The sequence below is a fragment of the Streptomyces sp. NPDC043427 genome (genome assembly GCF_056436655.1).
This window is the reverse complement of record NZ_JBWKCC010000001.1, coordinates 120,511-139,023: the sequence shown is the minus strand read 5'-3', so window position 1 is coordinate 139,023 and position 18,513 is coordinate 120,511. Positions and strand designations below refer to the sequence as shown.

Sequence of the window (18,513 nt, the reverse complement as noted above, 5' to 3'; positions counted from 1 at the left end):
TGGAAGTACCGGGGGTATTCGTAGCGCCTGCGCTCACCGCGGACCAGCCGTGTGGTCCAGTTGGTGGTGCGGCAACCGTCCGAGTGGATGAGGCCTCTGACGAACTCCCAGGGGTGGGCGTCGACGATGGCTTGCTGCCAGGGCTTGAGGGCGATAGGGCGCTCGTGTTTCTTCCCTGGGCCGTGCTGAGGGAAGAGATGGGGCCAGTGCGGGTAATAGCCGACTACCGACACGTAGCCCTGAGCCTGCGTGCGGTAGGCATGGTGCGAGGGGTTGACCGCGCGCATCGCGTTCTCGCAGGCGTCGATCAGCCCGGGCCATGCGTCGGCGCACGCGATGCGAAGGTAATGGCCCGTGCCGCGCGGGTGCGCGCTGATACAGCCGTCGCCGAGATGCAGGCCCAACAGGTAGGCGTACGAGACCTCGTCGGCCGGTGGGCCGGGTGGCGGAGCCGCCATGCGGGCCAGCGGTTCGAGCCGGGATTGCCAGGAACGGACTGCGGCACGTGAGATACCAATCTCTCGGCTCACCGAATTCAGGCTGCGGCCCTGTGCGACTAGCGCGAGTGCTCGCTTGCGTGTGCTGACGTTGTACATGCGGCCACTCTGTGAGAGTGATCGTGACGACACGCAGCAAAAAAGCGGATGTTCACGAGAACGGGAACATCCGCTTCCTTAGTGGCAACCTTAGAATCGAAGGAAAAGTGCCCCGGGTCGGACTCGAACCGACACTGTACGGGTTTTGAATCCGTTGCCTGCTGCCAATTGGGCTACCGGGGCTCGCAGAATCAAAGGTTTCCCCTGACCCTCCGCGCACCCACCTTACCGCAGCTAGGTACGCTCTTGTCAGCACCACCCCTGCCTGAACAAGGAGCCCCCGTGACCTCCCCCGAGTCGCCACAGCCCGTAGACGCGCCCGACGACGACAAGTCGCACGTGCCTCCGCTGACGACCCGTGTCGTCATTGCCGAGGACGAGGCCCTGATCCGGCTGGATCTCAAAGAGATGCTGGAGGAGGAGGGCTACTCGGTCGTCGGCGAGGCCGGTGACGGGGAGCAGGCCATCGAGCTCGCCCGGGAGCACCAGCCGGATCTCGTGATCCTCGACGTGAAGATGCCCAAGCTCGACGGCATCTCCGCCGCCGAGAAGATCGCCGAAGAGGGCATCGCCCCGGTGCTGATGCTCACGGCCTTCTCGCAGCGCGACCTCGTGGAGCGTGCGAGGGACGCGGGTGCGATGGCGTATCTCGTGAAGCCGTTCAGCAAGAGTGACGTCGTGCCGGCGATCGAGATGGCCGTGTCGCGGTTCACGGAGCTGAAGGAGTTGGAGAAGGAGGTCGCGGACCTCACGCTGCGGTTGGAGACCCGGAAGCTGGTGGATCGGGCGAAGTCGATCCTCCAGACGGAGTACGGGCTGACGGAGCCGGCCGCGTTCCGGTGGATCCAGAAGACGTCGATGGACCGGCGTATGTCGATGCAGCAGGTCGCGGAGGCGGTCATTCTGGACGCGGATGAGAAGAAGGCCGGCAAGGGCTGAGCCCGGAGGCAGACACGCCTGAGGCCCGCGCCCCCGGAGAAGTGGGGTGCGGGCCTCAGTCGTGTGGGCCGGGCGGGACTAGTCTTCGCCGAGGTAGGCCTTGCGGACCGACTCGTCGTGGAGGAGGTCCTGTCCGGTTCCGGAGAGGACGATCTTTCCGATCTCCATGACGTGGCCCTGGTCGGCGAGTGAGAGTGCCGCTTGGGCGTTCTGCTCTACGAGCAGGATGGTCGTGCCCTGGGCCTTGAGCTCGGCGATGGTCGCCATGATCTTCTGCATCATGATCGGCGAGAGGCCCATGGAGGGCTCGTCGAGCATGAGCAGTTTCGGCTGGGACATGAGGGCGCGTCCCATGGCCAGCATCTGCTGTTCGCCGCCGGAGAGGGTGCCTGCCGCCTGTTTCCTGCGCTGCCCCAGGATGGGGAAGAGTTCGTAGGCGCGCTGAATGTCCTTCTCGATGCCTTCTTTGTCGTTGCGGAGGAAAGCGCCGAGCTGAAGGTTTTCGGTGATGGTCAGGCGGGGGAAGATGTGGCGGCCCTCGGGGGAGTGCGCGAGGCCGAGGGAGACGATCTTGTGGGCGGGGATGTTCTTGAGCGGTTGGCCGTCGAAGATCACCTGGCCGCTCCTGGGCTTGAGGAGCCCGGAGAGGGTGCGCAGGGTGGTGGTCTTGCCGGCACCGTTGGTGCCGATGAGCGTGACGATCTGGCCGGCTTCGACGGTGAAGGAGATGCCCTTGACGGCTTCGATCTTGCCGTAGGCGACCTTGAGGTCCTCGACCTCCAGGAGTGCGGTCACTGGGCGCTTCCTTCCTTGCTCGTGTTGCTCTGCGCTCCCGTGGCCTCGGCGGCTTCGACTTCGGCGACTTCCTCCGCGCCTGGTGCGCCTTCGAAGGGGGTGCCGAGGTAGGCGGCGATGACGCGTTCGTCGGCCTGGACGACCTCGGCGGGTCCTTCGACGATCTTCTCGCCCTGGACGAGCACGGCGACGCGGTCGCAGAGGTTCATGATGAACCGGATGTCGTGCTCGATGACGAGGACGGCGATGCCCTTGTCGCGGATGGCGAAGATCAGGTCCTCGGCCGCCCGTGTCTCCTGGGGGTTCATGCCGGCCGTGGGCTCGTCCAGCAGGAGGAGACCCGGCTCGCTCGCCAGTGCCCGGGCGATTTCGAGCTTGCGCTGTTCGCCGTAGGGGAGGTTGCGGGAGAGGTGGTCGGCTTTGTGGGCGAGGCCGATGAACTCGAGGAGTTCCATGGCCCGTTCGCGGGAGGCGGCTTCTGCTGCGCGGAATCCGGGGCCGCGCAGGAGTGCGGACCAGAGGCCTTCTTTGGTTCGGGTGTGGCGGCCGACGAGCACGTTTTCCAGGACGGTCATGTTGGCGAAGAGCCGGATGTTCTGGAAGGTGCGGGCGATGCCGGCGCTGGTGACGAGGTGGGGCTTGGGCGGCAGAACGGTGCCCTTGTAGGAGACCGTGCCCTCGGTGGGGACGTAGAGGCCGGTCAGGCAGTTGAAGAAGGTGGTTTTGCCTGCGCCGTTGGGGCCGATGAGGCCGACGATCTCGCCGCTGTTGACGGTGAGGTCGACGTCGTGGACGGCGGTGAGTCCGCCGAAGCGCATGGTGACGCCGCTGGCTTCGAGGACGGGGCTGGTGGCCGTGGTGGTGGTCATGTGGTCACGCCCCTGCCTTGGTGACGCCGACGGTGGTGTCGGGAAGGCCTTGTTCGGGGATGTCGAGCTGGCCTGTCTCGTGGAATTCGAGCTGTCGGCGCCGGTTGGCGATGATGCCTTCGGGGCGGAAGCGCATGAGGATCACGAGGGCGATGCCGAAGGCGAAGAGTTGGTACTCCTTGAGGAAGCTGAGCTTCTCGGGGAGGAGGTAGAGGAGTGTGGCGCCCAGGATGGGGCCGTTCACTGTGCCCATGCCGCCGAGGACGACCGCTGCGAGGAGGAAGGCGGAGTTCGGTGGTACGGAGCCGGCGAACTGGTAGGGGGCGGGGTTGACGCTGTAGCCGACGTGGGCGCTGACGGTGCCTGCGAGGCCGGCGAGGGAGGCGCCGAGGGCGAAGGCGATGAGCTTGACGCGGAAGCCGTTGATGCCCATGGCGGTGGCGGCGGTCTCGTCTTCGCGGATGGCGATCCAGGAGCGGCCGATGCGGGAGTCGGCGGCGCGGTTGAAGACGAGGACGACGATCGCGGTGATGATCAGCATCAGGAGGAAGTAGTTCGCGAAGCGGCCGATGGTGATGGAGCCGACGTCGTGCGAGGTTCCGAAGTTGAAGCCGAAGATGTCCAGGTCGGGGATCATCGAGATGCCGTTGGGGCCGTTGGTGATGTTGGGTCCGGAAGAGCCGTCGAGGTTGTTGACGGTGATGCGGAAGATCTCTCCGAAGCCGAGGGTGACGATGGCGAGGTAGTCGCCGCGCAGTCGCAGGGTGGGGGCGCCGATGAGGACGCCGAAGACGAGCGATGCGGCCATGCCGGTGAGCATCGCGGCCCAGAAGGGGAACTGGACGCCGGAGAACCGGGAGAACTCGGAGCCGGAGACGAGGGCCGCGGCGTAGGCGCCGACGCCGAGGAAGGCGACGTAGCCGAGGTCGAGGAGGCCGGTGAGGCCGACGACGATGTTGAGGCCGAGGGCGACGGTGGCGACGACGAGGATGTTCACGCCGAGGTTGGCGTTGTGTTCGTTGTTCTCGACGAAGGGGAAGGCCGCGGCGGCGAGGAAGGCCATGGAGGTGGCGAATCCCTTGTGCCGGGCGTTGAGGGCGGAGACGCGGTCGAAGAGGCCGGCGGTGAGGAGTGCCCAGGAGCCGAGGACGACGAGGAGCAGGTAGCCGATGAAGGTTTCGCTGGCGTCGGGGTCGACGCCGATGCCGTAGGCGAAGACGATCAGCGCGGCGGCGGTGGCGCCGGTGATGACGAGGCGTTCGGCCCAGGCGGGGAGTTCGGCTGCCGGGGGGATGATGTCGGGCTTGCTGATCCAGGCTTTGGCGGTGTCGCCGGGGCTGGGCAGGGCGAGAGCGCCGAGGAGTGCGAGGAGGGAGGCCACGGCGGCGACGTAGGCGCCGGGTTCGAGGTTGACGAGACCGCCGAGGTCGATGGCGATGGCGAGGGCACTGAACCAGCTGACGGCGAAGGCGGAGGCGGCGGCGAGGACCACGGGTGCGGTGGCGCCGGCCGGGTTGAGCCAGGTGAGGCCGCGTACGTTCCAGCGGGTGAGGGCGTAGAGAAGGGTGAGGACGCCCGCGACCAGGGCGAGGATCTGGAGTCCGGCGGGGGAGCCGTAGTAGGTGAGGTCTCCGGGGAAGTCGGAGGTCCAGGTCCAGGACATGTAGGTGCTGGCGATGGTGCCGATGGCGCCGACGGCGATGAGGGCGCGGGCGGCGGACTGCGGCAGGGCGATGAGGCCCCGCTGGGCGTCTGCGGTGGTGGAGGTGGTCGTCATGGTGGTCACGCCCTGTCCGCGACGCGTTCGCCGACGAGGCCTTGTGGCCTGAACAGGAGGACGAGGATGAGGAGAACGAAGGCCCACACGGAGGCCCAGCCGCCGCCGCCGAGCTGCTGCATGCCGGGGATGCCGTCGATGTAGGAGGTGGCCATGGTTTCGGCGAGGCCGAGGACGAGGCCGCCGATCATGGCGCCGTAGATGTTGCCGATTCCGCCGAGGACGGCCGCGGTGAAGGCCTTGAGGCCCATCTGGAAGCCCATGTCGTACTTGATCTGGCCGTAGCGCAGGCCGTAGGCGACGGCGGCTACGGCGGCGAAGAAGCCGCCGATGGCAAAGGCGATGACGATGATGCGGTTGGTGTCGATGCCCATGAGCTGGGCGGTGTCCGGGTCCTGGGCCGTGGCCTGCATGGCGCGGCCGGTGCGGGAGAGGCGGACGAAGAAGGCGAGGGCGGCCATGCACAGCGGGGCGGCGATGATGACGAAGGCCGAGCCGCTTTGGATGTTGATGGAGCCGAGGTGCCAGGGGCCGAAGTCGAGCTGGGGGAAGTTGCGGTCGGTCTTGGCGTTCGGGTACCAGTTGAAGACGGCCTGCTGGAGTGCGAGGGAGAGGCCGATGGCGGTGATGAGGGGGGCCAGGCGTGGTGCGCCGCGTAGGGGGCGGTAGGCGAAGCGTTCGGCTCCGACGGCGATGAGGACGGAGACGAGTCCGCCTCCGATGAGCATCGCCGGCAGGGCTATCCACATGGATGTGCCGTCGGGCAGGACGTAGAAGTAGACCGTGAGCGCGCCGAAGCCGCCGGTCATGAAGATCTCGCCATGGGCGAAGTTGATGAGCTGGACGATGCCGTACACCATCGTGTAGCCGATGGCGATCAGCCCGTACATCGAGCCGAGGAACAGCCCGTTGGCCAGCTGCTGCGGCAGGGTGTTCACCGCATGGCCTCCATGTGGGTGGGTGTGAGCAAGGGGCGTGGAAGCGGGCCGCGCGGTGACGGGTGGTCGGTTGCGCGGCCCGTGGTGGTTCTGGGTGACGGTTCCGTCTGCGGGCTGGGATCAGCCGTTGAACGTGCCGCTCTTGACGGCCTTCCACTTGCCGTCGACGACCTGGTACACCGTGAGCTGCTTGTTGGTGGTGTCGCCGTACTCGTCGAAGGCGACGGGGCCTGCGACGCCGTCGAACTTGGTCTTCTGGACCTCTTCGACGATCTTGGCGCGGGCGTCGGAGGGGACCTTGCCGTCCTTCACGACGTTGGCGATGGCCTTGATGATGGCGGTCGCGGCGTCGTAGGAGTAGCCGCCGTAGGTGCCGTAGTCGCCCTTGAGGCCTGCTGCCTTGTACTTCTTGATGAAGTCCTGGGCGGAGGGGAGGGAGTCGACGGGTGCGCCGACGGAGGTGACGAGGTCGCCTTCGGCGGTCTTGCCGGCGGTCTCGATGTAGGTGGGGGTGAACATGCCGTCGCCGCCGAAGAGCGGGATCTTTGCGCCGGCGTCCTTGAGCTGCTTGGTGAGCTTCATGGACTCGTCGTACTGGCCGCCGTAGTAGACGAGGTCGGCCTTCGAGTTCTTGATCTTGGTGACGAGGGCGGAGAAGTCGGTGTCACCGGTGTTGACGTGGTCCTCGCCGGTGACCTTGCCGCCGGCCTTGGTGAAGCCGGCCTTGAAGAGCTTGGCCAGGCCCGCGCCGTAGGTCTGCTTGTCGTCGACGACGAAGACGTTCTTCTTCTTCAGCGTCTTGTACGCGTAGTCGGCTGCGAACCCGCCCTGGAGGGCGTCGGTGGTGGCGGTGCGGAAGTACGTCTTGAAGGGGCGTTCCTTCTTCGTCTGCCAGTTCTTGCCCTGGGTGAGCTCGGGCGCGGTGTTGGACGGCGAGATCTCAACGAGGTTGGCGGTGGCGAAGACCTGCTGCATCTGGGTGGCGACACCGGAGTTCAGCGGGCCGACGACGCCGAGCACCTTCTCGTTGTTGACGAGCTGGGTGGCGTTCTGCTGGCCGCTGGCGGGGACCGCCTTGTCGTCGAGGGCGACGACCTTGAACGTCACGCCGGGAACGAGGTTGTTCTTGTTGGCGTCGTCGACGGCGACCTGGACGCCGCCCTGGATGCCGAGGCCCGTGGCGGAATTCTGACCGGTCAGCGGTGCGTCGACGCCGATGATTACCTCGGTCTTCTTGCTGCTGTCTCCACCTTTGTTGTCGTCGCGCGAGCCGCAGGCGGTGAGGGTGAGTGCTCCCGCGGACAGCGCGGCGGTGATGGCGATGAGCGAACGTTGACGCACGTTCCAGTCCTTTCCATGGGCGGCTCTCCCCCCTGGAAGAGGCCGAGTCGAGCGCCAGGTCGAAGTGACTTTTCGACCGCGCGGTGACTGGGCGTGACTCTAAGCGGGTGAAGGGAAGGTGGAGGAGAGTCTGACCAAGGCTGTGACGCTCTTGTTATGACACGAGGTAATGCAGAGCGGTACTGAGCGGGTGGAAAAGCGAATTTCAGGCTGATTCATCCTGTCCACATGTTGAGAACATGCAGGATCGTCACTAGCCCGTTCAGGTGTCTCGGGTGTTTTGGTGATGACGGAAAATCGTTGTCACAGGCGACTTGTGGGAGTTCCGAGAGGTTGTCCCGCACAAAACGGACTCAGAGGGAAGTCGTAGGCTTGTATTGCACGCTTATTACACAGAGTTACGCCGCAATGGGCCGCTCGTACGCCTGCTGACGGTGCGGTGCGAGTAGGGCTGCCGTGTCCGGCCGGTGAACTCACTCGTGGGCATGCCTTGATGCCGGGCCTCCCGCCGCCGCGTGCGGTCACGGGAGGCCGTCCCCGTCGTCAGTCCGCCGCGCGCACCGGTGCCGCGTCGCCGGGGTTCAGATCCCGCAGCACGCACGTCAGGCGCGCGCTGCACACGCGCTTGCCGGCCTCGTCGCTGATCACGATCTCGTACGTCGCCGAGGTGCGTCCCCGGTGGACGGGGGTGGCGACGCCGGTGACGAGGCCGGAGCGGACGCCGCGGTGGTGGGTGCAGTTCAGGTCGACGCCGACGGCGATCTTGGAGCTGCCGGCGTGCAGCATCGAGCCGATCGACCCGAGGGTCTCGGCGAGCGCCGCGGAGGCGCCTCCGTGCAGCAGGCCGTAGGGCTGGGTGTTGCCCTCGACCGGCATCGTGCCGACGACCCGCTCGGCCGAGGCTTCGACGATCTCCACGCCCATGCGCGTCCCGAGGTGGCCCGCGGAGAACAGGGCCTGGAGGTCGACGCCGAGCGCCGCGTACTCGTCGATGACCTCCGGCGGGAACTTAACGAACTGCTGCTCGCCCATGGGGCCCGGTCTCCATTCGTCGGGAGCGGTCGGGCCGGCCGGCCCAACCGACTGAGCAAACGCTCAGTCGGTGGTCGATTGTTCCAGACGCACGACGACGGACTTGCTCGCCGGGGTGTTGCTGGTGTCGGCTGTGGCGTCCAGCGGGACGAGGACGTTGGTCTCGGGGTAGTACGCGGCGGCGCAGCCCCGCGCGGTCGGATAGTGCACGACGCGGAAGCCCGGTGCCCGCCGCTCCACGCCGTCCTTCCACTCGCTGACCAGGTCGACGTACGAGCCGTCCGTGAGCCGGAGCGCGCGGGCGTCCTCGGGGTTCACGAGCACCACTCGGCGGCCGTTCTTGATGCCCCGGTAGCGGTCGTCCAGGCCGTAGATCGTGGTGTTGTACTGGTCGTGCGAGCGCAGCGTCTGCAACAGCAGTCGGCCCTCGGGCAGTTCGGGGTACTCCACTGGCGCGGCCGTGAAGTTGGCCTTGCCCGTGGCTGTCGGGAAGCGGCGCTCGTCGCGCGGGGCGTGCGGGAGGGTGAAGCCGCCGGGGCGGGCCGCGCGCGCGTTGAAGTCCTCGAAGCCGGGGATGACGCGCGCGATGCGGTCGCGGATCGTCGCGTAGTCCTTCTCGAACTCCTCCCACGGCACCTTGCTGTCCGTCCCGAGCACCCGGCGCGCCAGCCGGCAGACGATGGCGGGCTCCGACAGCAGATGCGGGCTCGCGGGGTCGAGGCGGCCCTGGGAGGCGTGCACCATGCCCATGGAGTCCTCGACGGTCACGAACTGCTCGCCGCCGCCCTGAAGGTCGCGCTCGGTGCGGCCCAGGGTGGGCAGGATCAGGGCACGCGCGCCCGTGACGGTGTGCGAGCGGTTGAGCTTCGTCGACACGTGCACGGTGAGGCGGGCGCGCCGCATGGCCGCCTCGGTGACGTCGGTGTCGGGCGAGGCGGAGACGAAGTTGCCGCCCATGGCGAGGAACACCTTCGCCTCGCCGTCGCGCAGGGCGCGGATGGCCCGTACGACGTCGTAGCCGTGCTCGCGCGGGGGTGCGAAGCCGAACTCCTTCTCCAGGGCGTCCAGGAAGGCGGGGGCGGGCCGCTCGAAGATGCCCATCGTGCGGTCGCCCTGCACGTTGGAGTGGCCGCGCACCGGGCACACGCCCGCACCCGGCCGGCCGATGTTGCCGCGCAGGAGCAGGAAGTTGACCACTTCGCGGATGGTGGGCACGGAGTGCTTGTGCTGGGTGAGGCCCATGGCCCAGCACACGATGGTGCGCTGCGAGGCGAGGACCATGTGCAGGGCCTCCTCGATCTTCTGCCGGGGCAGGCCGGTCGCCGCGAGGGTCTCGTCCCAGTCGGCGGCGCGGGCGGCTTCGGTGAAGTCTTCGTAGCCGTGGGTGTGTTCGCGGACGAATTCCTCGTCGACGGCGCCCGGTGTGTCGAGGATCAGCTTGTTGAGGAGACGGAAGAGGGCTTGGTCGCCGCCGATGCGGATCTGCAGGAACAGATCGGTGAGCGCGGCACCCTTGAGCATGCCCTGCGGGGTCTGCGGGTTCTTGAAGCGCTCCAGGCCGGCCTCGGGCAGCGGGTTGACGCTGATGATCTTCGCGCCGTTGGACTTGGCCTTCTCCAGCGCGGAGAGCATGCGCGGGTGGTTCGTCCCCGGGTTCTGACCGGCGACGATGATCAGGTCCGCCTTGTAGGGGTCCTCCAGCAGGACGCTGCCCTTGCCGATGCCGATCGTCTCCGACAGGGCCGAGCCGGACGACTCGTGGCACATGTTGGAGCAGTCGGGCAGGTTGTTGGTGCCGAGCTCCCGCGCGAACAGCTGGTAGAGGAACGCGGCCTCGTTGCTGGTGCGTCCCGAGGTGTAGAAGACGGCCTCGTCGGGGGAGCCGAGGGCGGTGATCTCCTCGGCGATGATGTCGAAGGCGCGTTCCCAGGTCACCGGCTCGTAGTGCTCTCCCCCTTCGGGGAGGTACACGGGGTGCGTGAGGCGACCCTGCTGTCCGAGCCAGTAGCCGCTTCGGCCCGCGAGGTCGGCGACGGAGTGCGCGGCGAAGAACTCCGGGGTGACCCGGCGCAGGGTGGCCTCCTCGGCGACCGCCTTCGCGCCGTTCTCGCAGAACTCCGCCCTGTGCCGGTGGTCCGGCTCAGGCCAGGCGCAGCCCGGGCAGTCGAAGCCGTCCTTCTGGTTGACCCGCAACAGGGTCAGCGCGGTGCGCTTCACTCCCATCTGCTGCTGGGCGATGCGCAGGGTGTGCCCGATGGCCGGCAGCCCCGCCGCCGCGTGCTTCGGCTCGGCGACCTGAGGCGCGTCCTGCACCGGATCGCTCTTGGGTGGCTTCGTCGCCATCGCGCACTCTCCTTCACGGACACACGGGGGGTACGTCATGGATCCTCGCACGTCCCAATGTCAGCGTTGCTTCCCGACCGGTTCGCGGAGCCGGAGAGAGCGGCGCGCCACCTGCTGCGGGCCGCGGGCCGCAGGGGTGTAAACCTCCGCGGCGCTGTTGTGGTGTCGCAGGAACCTGGTGGTCGTCACCGTCGAGGCCATGAGCATGGCGCACGGTGACCGCCTCCTCGTCAGACGAAGACGGCCCGGGCAGATGAGAGCGGGCGACGTCGTGGTGCTGGAATCCCCGCTGACAGGCCCTACTGCCCGGCGGCGACGGCGGGCGCCGACGGCCGGATCTTGAACGTCAAGCGGGTCGCGGCCCTGTCGGGCGTTCCCCTGCCGGCCGGGGTGCCCGGCGCCGGGAACCCCGCACCGGGGGCCCTCGCCGTGCTCGGCGGCAACCGTCTCGACAGCATCGACTCCCGGCACCGAGGCCCGTTCCCGGCCGACAGCCTGATGGGGGTCGTGGTGCGCGGACTCTTCCCGCACGCCGGTGTCGTGCTGTCCGGCGGTCAGTGGCAGCGCGTCGCGCTGGCGCGCACCCTCCTGCGCGGGGACAGCGACCTGCTCATCCTCGACGAGCCCAGTGCGGGTCTCGACGCCGAGGCGGAGCACGAGATCCACCGCCGTCCGAACCGGCACCGCGCGGGCCGCACCAGCCTGCTGGTCTCCCACCGCCTGGGAGCCGTCCGACAGGCGGACACCATCGTCGTCCTGGACTCCGGCCGCATCAGGGAACAGGGGACCCACGAGGAACTCATGGCCGCCGACGGACAGTACGCCCGCCTGTTCGACTTCCAGGCCGAGGGTTATCGCGCATCTGGCATTTCGGATGGAGCGGACATGTCGGATGTGGTGGAGGTGGTGGACGTGGAGGAGCAGCCCGCGCCCGTGACGTCCTGACCTGGCGGGCGGCCCGGCTGCGCCGGTTCCTGCCACCGGCGGTGTGCTCCACTGTCAGTGGGCCGTGGCAGGATCGGGGGCGTGGCAGAGACAGCATCGAAGAAGACCGACAACAGCCCCGGCGACGACCGCCCGCGCCTGATGCTCATGGACGGGCACTCGCTGGCCTACCGCGCGTTCTTCGCGCTGCCCGCGGAGAACTTCACCACCGCGACGGGCCAGCCGACGAACGCGATCTACGGCTTCGCGTCGATGCTGGCGAACACGCTGCGCGACGAGGCGCCGACCCACTTCGCGGTGGCCTTCGACGTCTCCCGCAAGACCTGGCGCTCCGAGGAGTTCACGGAGTACAAGGCGAACCGCTCCAAGACCCCGGACGAGTTCAAGGGCCAGGTCGAGCTGATCGGCGAGCTGCTCGACGCGATGCACGTCTCCCGGTTCGCCGTCGACGGCTTCGAGGCCGACGACGTCATCGCCACCCTCGCCACCCAGGCCGAGGCAGAAGGCTTCGAAGTGCTGATCGTCACCGGCGACCGCGACTCCTTCCAACTGGTCAGCGAGCACACGACCGTGCTGTACCCGACCAAGGGCGTCTCCGAGCTGACCCGCTTCACCCCGGAGAAGGTTTTCGAGAAGTACGGCTTGACGCCCGCCCAGTACCCGGACTTCGCGGCGCTGCGCGGCGACCCGTCCGACAACCTCCCCGGCATCCCCGGTGTCGGCGAGAAGACGGCCGCGAAGTGGATCAACCAGTTCGGTTCGTTCGCGGACCTGGTCGAGCGCGTCGAAGAGGTGAAGGGCAAGGCCGGACAGAACCTGCGCGACCACCTGGAGTCGGTCAAGCTCAACCGCCGCCTGACGGAGATGGTGCGCACCGTCGAGCTGCCCAAGACCGTCGCTGACCTGGAGCGCACCGCCTACGACCGCAAGACGGTCGCGATGGTCCTCGACACCCTGGAGATCCGCAACCCCTCGCTGCGGGAGCGGCTGCTCGCCGTGGACCCGGGCGCCGAGGAGGCCGAGGTGACCCCGGTCATCGACGCCGGCGTGGAGCTGCAGGGCAAGGTGCTGGCCACCGGCGAGCTGGCCGACTGGCTCGCCGAGCACGCCGGCGCGCCGCTCGGCGTCGCCACCGTCGACACCTGGGCGCTCGGCACCGGCTCCGTCGCCGAGGTCGCGCTCGCCGCCGGCGGCGGAGCGGCCGCCTGGTTCGACCCGTCCCAGCTCGACGAGGCCGACGAGAACGCGTTCGCGGCCTGGCTGGCCGCCCAGGACCGCCCCAAGGTCCTGCACAACGCCAAGGGCGCGATGCGCGTCTTCGCCGAGCACGGCTGGAGCGTCGCCGGCGTCTCCATGGACACCGCGCTCGCCGCCTACCTGGTCAAGCCGGGCCGCCGCTCCTTCGATCTGGACGCGCTGTCCCTGGAGTACCTCCACCGGGAGCTGGCCCCCGCCGCCACGGCCGACGGCCAGCTGGCCTTCGGAGCGGACGACGGCGCCGAGGCCGAGGCCCTGATGGTGCAGGCCCGCGCGATCCTCGACCTGGGCGAGGCGTTCAGGGGGCGCCTCGAGGAGGTCGGTGCCGCGGACCTCCTGCGCGACATGGAGCTTCCCACCTCCGCACTGCTGGCCCGCATGGAGCGGCACGGCATCGCGGCCGACCGGGCCCACCTGGAGGCCATGGAGCAGATGTTCGCGGGCGCCGTGCAGCAGGCGGTGAAGGAGGCCCACGCGGCGGCCGGGCACGAGTTCAACCTCGGCTCGCCCAAGCAGCTCCAGGAAGTCCTCTTCGGCGAACTCGGCCTGCCGAAGACGAAGAAGACCAAGACGGGCTACACCACGGACGCCGACGCCCTCGCCTGGCTCGCGAACCAGACCGACAACGAACTGCCGGTCATCATGCTCCGCCACCGCGAACAGGCGAAGCTCCGCGTCACCGTCGAGGGCCTGATCAAGACGGTCGCCGCGGACGGCCGTATCCACACCAGCTTCAACCAGACGGTCGCCGCGACCGGCCGCCTGTCGTCGACCGACCCGAACCTGCAGAACATCCCGGTCCGCACGGACGAGGGCAGGGCGATCCGGCGCGGCTTCGTGGTCGGAGAGGGCTTCGAATCCCTCATGACCGCCGACTACAGCCAGATCGAACTGCGTGTGATGGCCCACCTCTCCGAGGACGCGGGCCTGATCGAGGCGTTCACCTCCGGCGAGGACCTGCACACCACGGCGGCCTCCCAGGTCTTCGCGGTCGAGCCCGCCGCCGTGGACGCCGAGATGCGCCGCAAGATCAAGGCGATGTCCTACGGCCTGGCGTACGGACTGTCCGCCTTCGGCCTGTCCCAGCAGCTCAACATCGAGGCGGCCGAGGCCCGCGCCCTGATGGACGCGTACTTCGAGCGCTTCGGCGGCGTACGCGACTATCTGCGCCGGGCTGTCGACGAGGCCCGGGCGACCGGCTACACGGCGACCCTCTTCGGGCGCCGCCGGTACCTCCCCGACCTCAACAGCGACAACCGTCAGCGCCGTGAGGCGGCTGAGCGCATGGCCCTCAACGCGCCCATCCAGGGCACCGCGGCCGACATCGTCAAGATCGCCATGCTCCACGTGGACCGTGCCCTGCGCGAGGCGAACCTCAGCTCCCGCATGCTCCTCCAGGTTCACGACGAAATCGTCCTCGAAATCGCCCCCGGCGAACGCGAGGCCGCAGAACAAGTCGTACGCCACGAAATGGCCAACGCCGTCCAGCTCCGCGCCCCCCTGGACGTGTCGGTCGGCGTGGGCCCGGACTGGGAATCGGCGGCCCACTAGGGCCTGTCGTCTGGATCACGCCGGTGAGCGTCGAACAGCCCCCATCACTTCCCTGCGACCTGATCCAAACGAAAGGCCCTAGGGCGTGTTGCGAACGTCCCGTCGTCCGCCCGCAGGGCGGGCCCTGCGGCGTCCGGTGCGTGCGATCGCAAGGCGGAGGCTCGCCCGCGTACTGGGTGTATGTGGGCGATCCCGGCAACGCGGCGAGCGTGCGTGCCGGGCGTCGCAGGGTGAGGCGGGACGTTCGCAACACGCTCAGCCTCCGAGAGGTGCCGAGTACGCACGGGTGCGGGCGGGCTCGGCACCAGGTGGCCGGCACCGGCCGGGGCTTCCTCGCCGAGCGCGGCTTCGACCGGGCCGCCCGGGCCGCCCGCGCCGTTCGCCCCCCGGTGCCTCCCTCACACCGAGCGCGGCCCCGCCGGGCCACACCGTTGATTGTCGCCGCCCTTCCCTGCTCCGCCGCAACGTCGATTCACCACGGCGGCGCGGTCCGGCGGATCCGACGACCGCAGCACGGACGAGCGCCCCACCCGCACGACAAGCCGGACCACACCAGCCCGCCCCCGGCCCCGCCGCCGCAGGCCCCCTCACTCGCGTGGCCCCCGCCAGAAGGCCCCGCACCGTCCGGGCCCGCCAAGATGCGCCCATGGGTATACGCATGCTTCACCGCCGGACGGCACCCGCACGCGCCCAATCCCCGGCGATGGCGAACACGCAGGTCAACGCCAAAGCGGCGCACTTCGCGCCGCTCCCCACGGTCCCGGCTCTCGCGCCGCGCGCAAGCAGCGCCCGCATCCCGACCACCCGGGCCACAGCCGCACGCCAGTCCCTCACGGCATTCCGGCGCAAGATCACCGCCCGGCTGTCGCCGGACCCCGAGTCGCAAGGCTCCTGGCGGCTGTGGGCCGGCCTGGCCCGTGGTCACCTCGTCGGCTACCTGGCACTGCTCCTCGCACGGCTCCCGGGGCGGCCCCGCCAGCCCCGCCGCACCCTCACCGTGTTCGTCGCTCCCCTCACCGAGCGCCCGGACGGCTCCGCTCCACGCTGACCCCCTCCGGCCGCCCGATCACACCCGGGGCAGCCGGACGCCAGACCCGGACTCCCACGGCGTACAGCAGCAGCCCCAGCACCAGCCCGGCGCCCGCCCCGAAGCACACCGTCGGGATCAGTTCCCACGGCTTGGCCCGCGACCCCCAGTACTCCCACCACCGCGTCGCCCGCTGCACCGCCGCCACCACCGCGCACCCGCCGATCACCGCACCGGCCCACCACCGGTCGCGTAGCGACAACGCGGGAACGCCCACCGGCTCACCCGAGGGCGCCCGACGCAGCGCGCGCAGCAGGAACACGGCGATGACGACTGCGGCCACGGCCGAACCGCCGTACTGCAGATACCAGTACAGCGGCGAGCCCGCCACCTCCTGCCCCAGGACGGGAAACAGCCGCATACCCCACCGGTCGAGGTGCGTGAACGCGTCCCACACGACATGCGTCAGCGCGCCGAGCACCGCGGAGACGTACCACCACAGCACCAGGGACGTACGCACGCGCGCGCGTGGCGTCCCGCAGCGCAGCAGGGCGGCCGTCCGCCCCTGCCGGGCCCGCGGCAGCAGCGCGACCAGCGGCTCGCGCACCAGCAGCCACAGCCCCACCAGCGCCCAGGCGATGAGCACGTCGACCGAGAACACGCCCGGGAAGGAGTGAGTGACGTCACCGAACTCCATCGCCCCGGACAGGACACTCGCCGCGTAATAGGTCATGTCGGGGGAGAAGGAACCCGCGACGAGCACGGCAGGCACCAGTCGCCCCCGGCCTGTTCCGTCGGTGCGTACGACGGGCAGCACGGCGGCCGCATGGCTCAGAGTGAACGGCAACTGGGCCCCCCGGGACGGACGTCGGCCGGTTCCCCCCGACCCACTGATCAACTCCGTCCAGTATGCGGGATGGCCAACCGGTGAAAATCGGGTGCGAACAGGTGTCCATGTAAAGCGAGTTGTCGTAGGGTCGCCTGGGCCCCCGTGTCGGGGGCAGTACAAGTAGGACAACTTGGCCGCACCCAGGCCGACCGGCGACACGAACGCTCCACGCGTGCAACCCCGGGGGCGGGTCGATCGTCAGAACAGGTCGAGGTACGGAGTCGAGCACAGGGCGAAGTACGGGCCGAGCAGGGCATACAGGACACGGGCGCTCAGGCGTCCACGGGAGGGGTTCACTCTATGGCGGCGCAATTCGGCGTGAGGCTCCGCAAGACGGCGTTCACCACCGCCGTGGCCGCGGCTGCGGTCGCGGCTCTGTCCGCCTCCCAGGCGCCGGGAGTGACGACCGACGAACCCGGCAGACAGTCCACCGCCGACGCCCAGTCCACGCCCAGTGCGAACGCCGACGGCAGCGCGACCGGCAACTCGCCGTACTACACGGACCTGCCGCCGCTGAACAGCCCGACGCCCTCGCCGAGTCCGAGCGCCACCACCCCGGCCGACCCGGGCACGTCCGAGGCCGGCATCCCCGCGACCGTCCTCGACGCCTACAAGAAGGCCGAGGCCGAGCTGGCCTCGTCCAAGCCGGGCTGCAACCTGCCCTGGCAGCTCCTCGCCGCCATCGGCAAGGTCGAGTCGGGCCAGGCCCGCGGCGGCCGCGTCAACGCGGACGGCACCACCGTCTCGCCGATCCTCGGCCCGCAGCTCGACGGCAACGGCTTCGCGCTCATCAAGGACACCGACAACGGCGCGTACGACGGCAACAGCGCGTACGACCAGGCCATCGGCCCTATGCAGTTCATTCCGTCCACCTGGGCCTGGGCGGGCCGCGACGGCAACGACGACGGCAAGAAGGACCCCAACAACATCTACGACGCCGCGCTCGCGGCCGGCCACTACCTGTGCCGCAACAGCTGGGACCTGTCCACCCAGTCCGACCTCAACCGCGCGATCCTCAGCTACAACAACTCGCAGGACTACCTGAACCTGGTCCTGTCGTGGCTGGAGTACTACCGCAAGGGCACCCACGAGATCCCGGACGGCTCCGGCAGCGTCCCGTCGAACCGCAGCGACAACGACACGAGCGGGAGCACCAGCCCCTCACCGTCGACCGAGCCGCCGAAGAAGCCGAAGCCCAGCCCCCAGCCGAACAAGCCCGGCGGCGGCTCGACAAGCCCCGGCACCGACCCGAGCACGCCCAGCAAGCCGACCCCGCCCGGCACCCCCGCCCCGACGCCCACCGACACGGTGGATCACCTCGAGGACGCGGGCACCGCCACGCTCACGGCGACCGCCGGCGACCGGTTCACCAAGAGGATCAGCACCCGCGCCGAGACCAAGTCCGGCACGGCCGTCGCCAAGGTCAGGGTCCGCTTCACCATCGTCGGCGACACCGACGCCACCTTCACCGGCGGCGAGAGCGTCGCCACGGTCGCCACCAACAGCTCCGGCGTCGCCGTGACGCCCCTGCTCCAGGCGGGCGAGAAGACCGGTGACTTCACGGTCCGCGCCGTCGTCGTCGGCCGTACGCTGCCCGGTCTCGACTACAAGGCGACCGTCACCGCCCGCGCCGCCGACGCCCTCGCCCGCACCAGCGGCACCGCCCTGACCTGCGTCGCGGGCGGCGAGTTCGCCGACCTGGTCCAGGTGAAGGCCACCTACAAGGGCGCCGTGGCGGACAAGGTCGCCGCCACCGCCACCCTCATCAAGTCGGCGGACGACGCGACCGCGAACGACAAGGGCCCCTACTTCAAGGACGCCGACGGCAAGACCGTCCGCACCCTGACGGGCCTGCAGACGGACGCGAACGGCCTGCTCACGCTGCCGAAGCTGTACGCCGACGACGCCACCGGCACGTTCCTGATGCGCATCACCACCACCGGTGGCGCGACCCTCACGGTCGAACTGACCGTGACGGCGCCCGAGGTGTCCCCGAGCCCGTCGGACAGCACGTCGGCGACCCCCTCGGAGAGCACGTCGGCGACTCCCTCGGACAGCACATCGCCGAGCCCCACCGCGTAGGACCGGCCAGTCTCCGTACGACGACGGCGCCCCTCCCGGCCGGGAGGGGCGCCGTCGTAGTGTGCGACGTGTTCTCATCTCACGCGCCCGTTGCTACGGTGCCCGACCTGACGACCCATCAGCTTCCGTGGT

The 18,513-nt window shown here is 69.2% G+C and carries 12 protein-coding genes, 1 tRNA gene and 2 pseudogenes; 5 read left to right on the top strand and 10 right to left on the bottom strand.

Annotated elements, in window-relative coordinates; genetic code table 11:
- Window positions 1-2: 2 nt before the first annotated feature.
- Window positions 3-596 (bottom strand): annotated as a pseudogene (locus tag AC067M_RS00655) (helix-turn-helix domain-containing protein); the annotation flags it as partial.
- Between the two features lie 108 nt (window positions 597-704).
- Window positions 705-779 (bottom strand) — tRNA-Leu (locus AC067M_RS00650).
- Window positions 780-878: 99 nt separating this feature from the next.
- Here AC067M_RS00650 and AC067M_RS00645 point away from each other — a divergent pair.
- Window positions 879-1,535: an ANTAR domain-containing response regulator gene (locus tag AC067M_RS00645; RefSeq protein ID WP_478694772.1), complete on the top strand. Its 657-nt coding sequence runs from the start codon at window positions 879-881 to the stop codon at window positions 1,533-1,535.
- Between the two features lie 78 nt (window positions 1,536-1,613).
- Here the strand turns inward: AC067M_RS00645 and AC067M_RS00640 are convergent, their stop codons facing one another.
- From AC067M_RS00640 to AC067M_RS00610, 7 genes are all read right to left on the bottom strand, one after another.
- Complete coding sequence (locus tag AC067M_RS00640) at window positions 1,614-2,330, bottom strand: ABC transporter ATP-binding protein (protein ID WP_478694771.1); 717 nt, start codon at window positions 2,328-2,330, stop codon at window positions 1,614-1,616.
- A complete protein-coding gene (locus AC067M_RS00635; protein WP_478694770.1) occupies window positions 2,327-3,199 on the bottom strand; it encodes an ABC transporter ATP-binding protein in 873 nt (290 codons plus the stop codon). Before AC067M_RS00635 ends, AC067M_RS00640 begins: the two co-directional genes overlap by 4 nt.
- 4 nt (window positions 3,200-3,203) lie before the next feature.
- A complete protein-coding gene (locus AC067M_RS00630) occupies window positions 3,204-4,976 on the bottom strand; it encodes a branched-chain amino acid ABC transporter permease (RefSeq protein ID WP_478695332.1) in 1,773 nt (590 codons plus the stop codon).
- 5 nt (window positions 4,977-4,981) lie between these two features.
- The gene (locus AC067M_RS00625; RefSeq protein WP_478694769.1) at window positions 4,982-5,914 is read right to left on the bottom strand and encodes a branched-chain amino acid ABC transporter permease; all 933 of its coding nucleotides are present in this window, start codon (window positions 5,912-5,914) and stop codon (window positions 4,982-4,984) included.
- Between the two features lie 120 nt (window positions 5,915-6,034).
- Entirely contained in the window at window positions 6,035-7,255 is a 1,221-nt protein-coding gene (locus AC067M_RS00620) for a branched-chain amino acid ABC transporter substrate-binding protein (RefSeq protein WP_478694768.1), read from the bottom strand.
- 543 nt (window positions 7,256-7,798) lie between these two features.
- Entirely contained in the window at window positions 7,799-8,287 is a 489-nt protein-coding gene (locus tag AC067M_RS00615; protein WP_478694767.1) for a hotdog fold thioesterase, read from the bottom strand.
- Window positions 8,288-8,350: 63 nt separating this feature from the next.
- Window positions 8,351-10,630 carry an FdhF/YdeP family oxidoreductase gene (locus tag AC067M_RS00610; protein ID WP_478694766.1) on the bottom strand — a complete coding sequence of 760 codons (2,280 nt, stop codon included), beginning with the start codon at window positions 10,628-10,630 and terminating at the stop codon, window positions 8,351-8,353.
- Window positions 10,631-11,155: 525 nt separating this feature from the next.
- On the opposite strand from AC067M_RS00610, the pseudogene AC067M_RS00605 reads away from it, so the two are divergent.
- The 3 genes and pseudogenes from AC067M_RS00605 to AC067M_RS00595 form a co-directional block, all read left to right on the top strand.
- Window positions 11,156-11,575 (top strand): annotated as a pseudogene (locus tag AC067M_RS00605) (ATP-binding cassette domain-containing protein); the annotation flags it as partial.
- Window positions 11,576-11,656: 81 nt separating this feature from the next.
- Window positions 11,657-14,383 carry a DNA polymerase I gene (polA, locus tag AC067M_RS00600; RefSeq protein WP_478694765.1) on the top strand — a complete coding sequence of 909 codons (2,727 nt, stop codon included), beginning with the start codon at window positions 11,657-11,659 and terminating at the stop codon, window positions 14,381-14,383.
- Between the two features lie 703 nt (window positions 14,384-15,086).
- Window positions 15,087-15,431, top strand: coding sequence for a hypothetical protein (locus tag AC067M_RS00595; RefSeq protein ID WP_478694764.1), 345 nt, complete (start codon window positions 15,087-15,089; stop codon window positions 15,429-15,431).
- Here AC067M_RS00595 and AC067M_RS00590 read toward each other — a convergent pair.
- Window positions 15,397-16,257 carry a DUF4184 family protein gene (locus AC067M_RS00590; RefSeq protein WP_478694763.1) on the bottom strand — a complete coding sequence of 287 codons (861 nt, stop codon included), beginning with the start codon at window positions 16,255-16,257 and terminating at the stop codon, window positions 15,397-15,399. The genes AC067M_RS00595 and AC067M_RS00590 overlap by 35 nt on opposite strands.
- Window positions 16,258-16,599: 342 nt before the next feature.
- Here AC067M_RS00590 and AC067M_RS00585 point away from each other — a divergent pair, with 342 nt between their 5' ends.
- Window positions 16,600-18,381, top strand: coding sequence for a lytic transglycosylase domain-containing protein (locus tag AC067M_RS00585; protein ID WP_478694762.1), 1,782 nt, complete (start codon window positions 16,600-16,602; stop codon window positions 18,379-18,381).
- The last annotated feature ends 132 nt before the right edge of the window (window positions 18,382-18,513 follow it).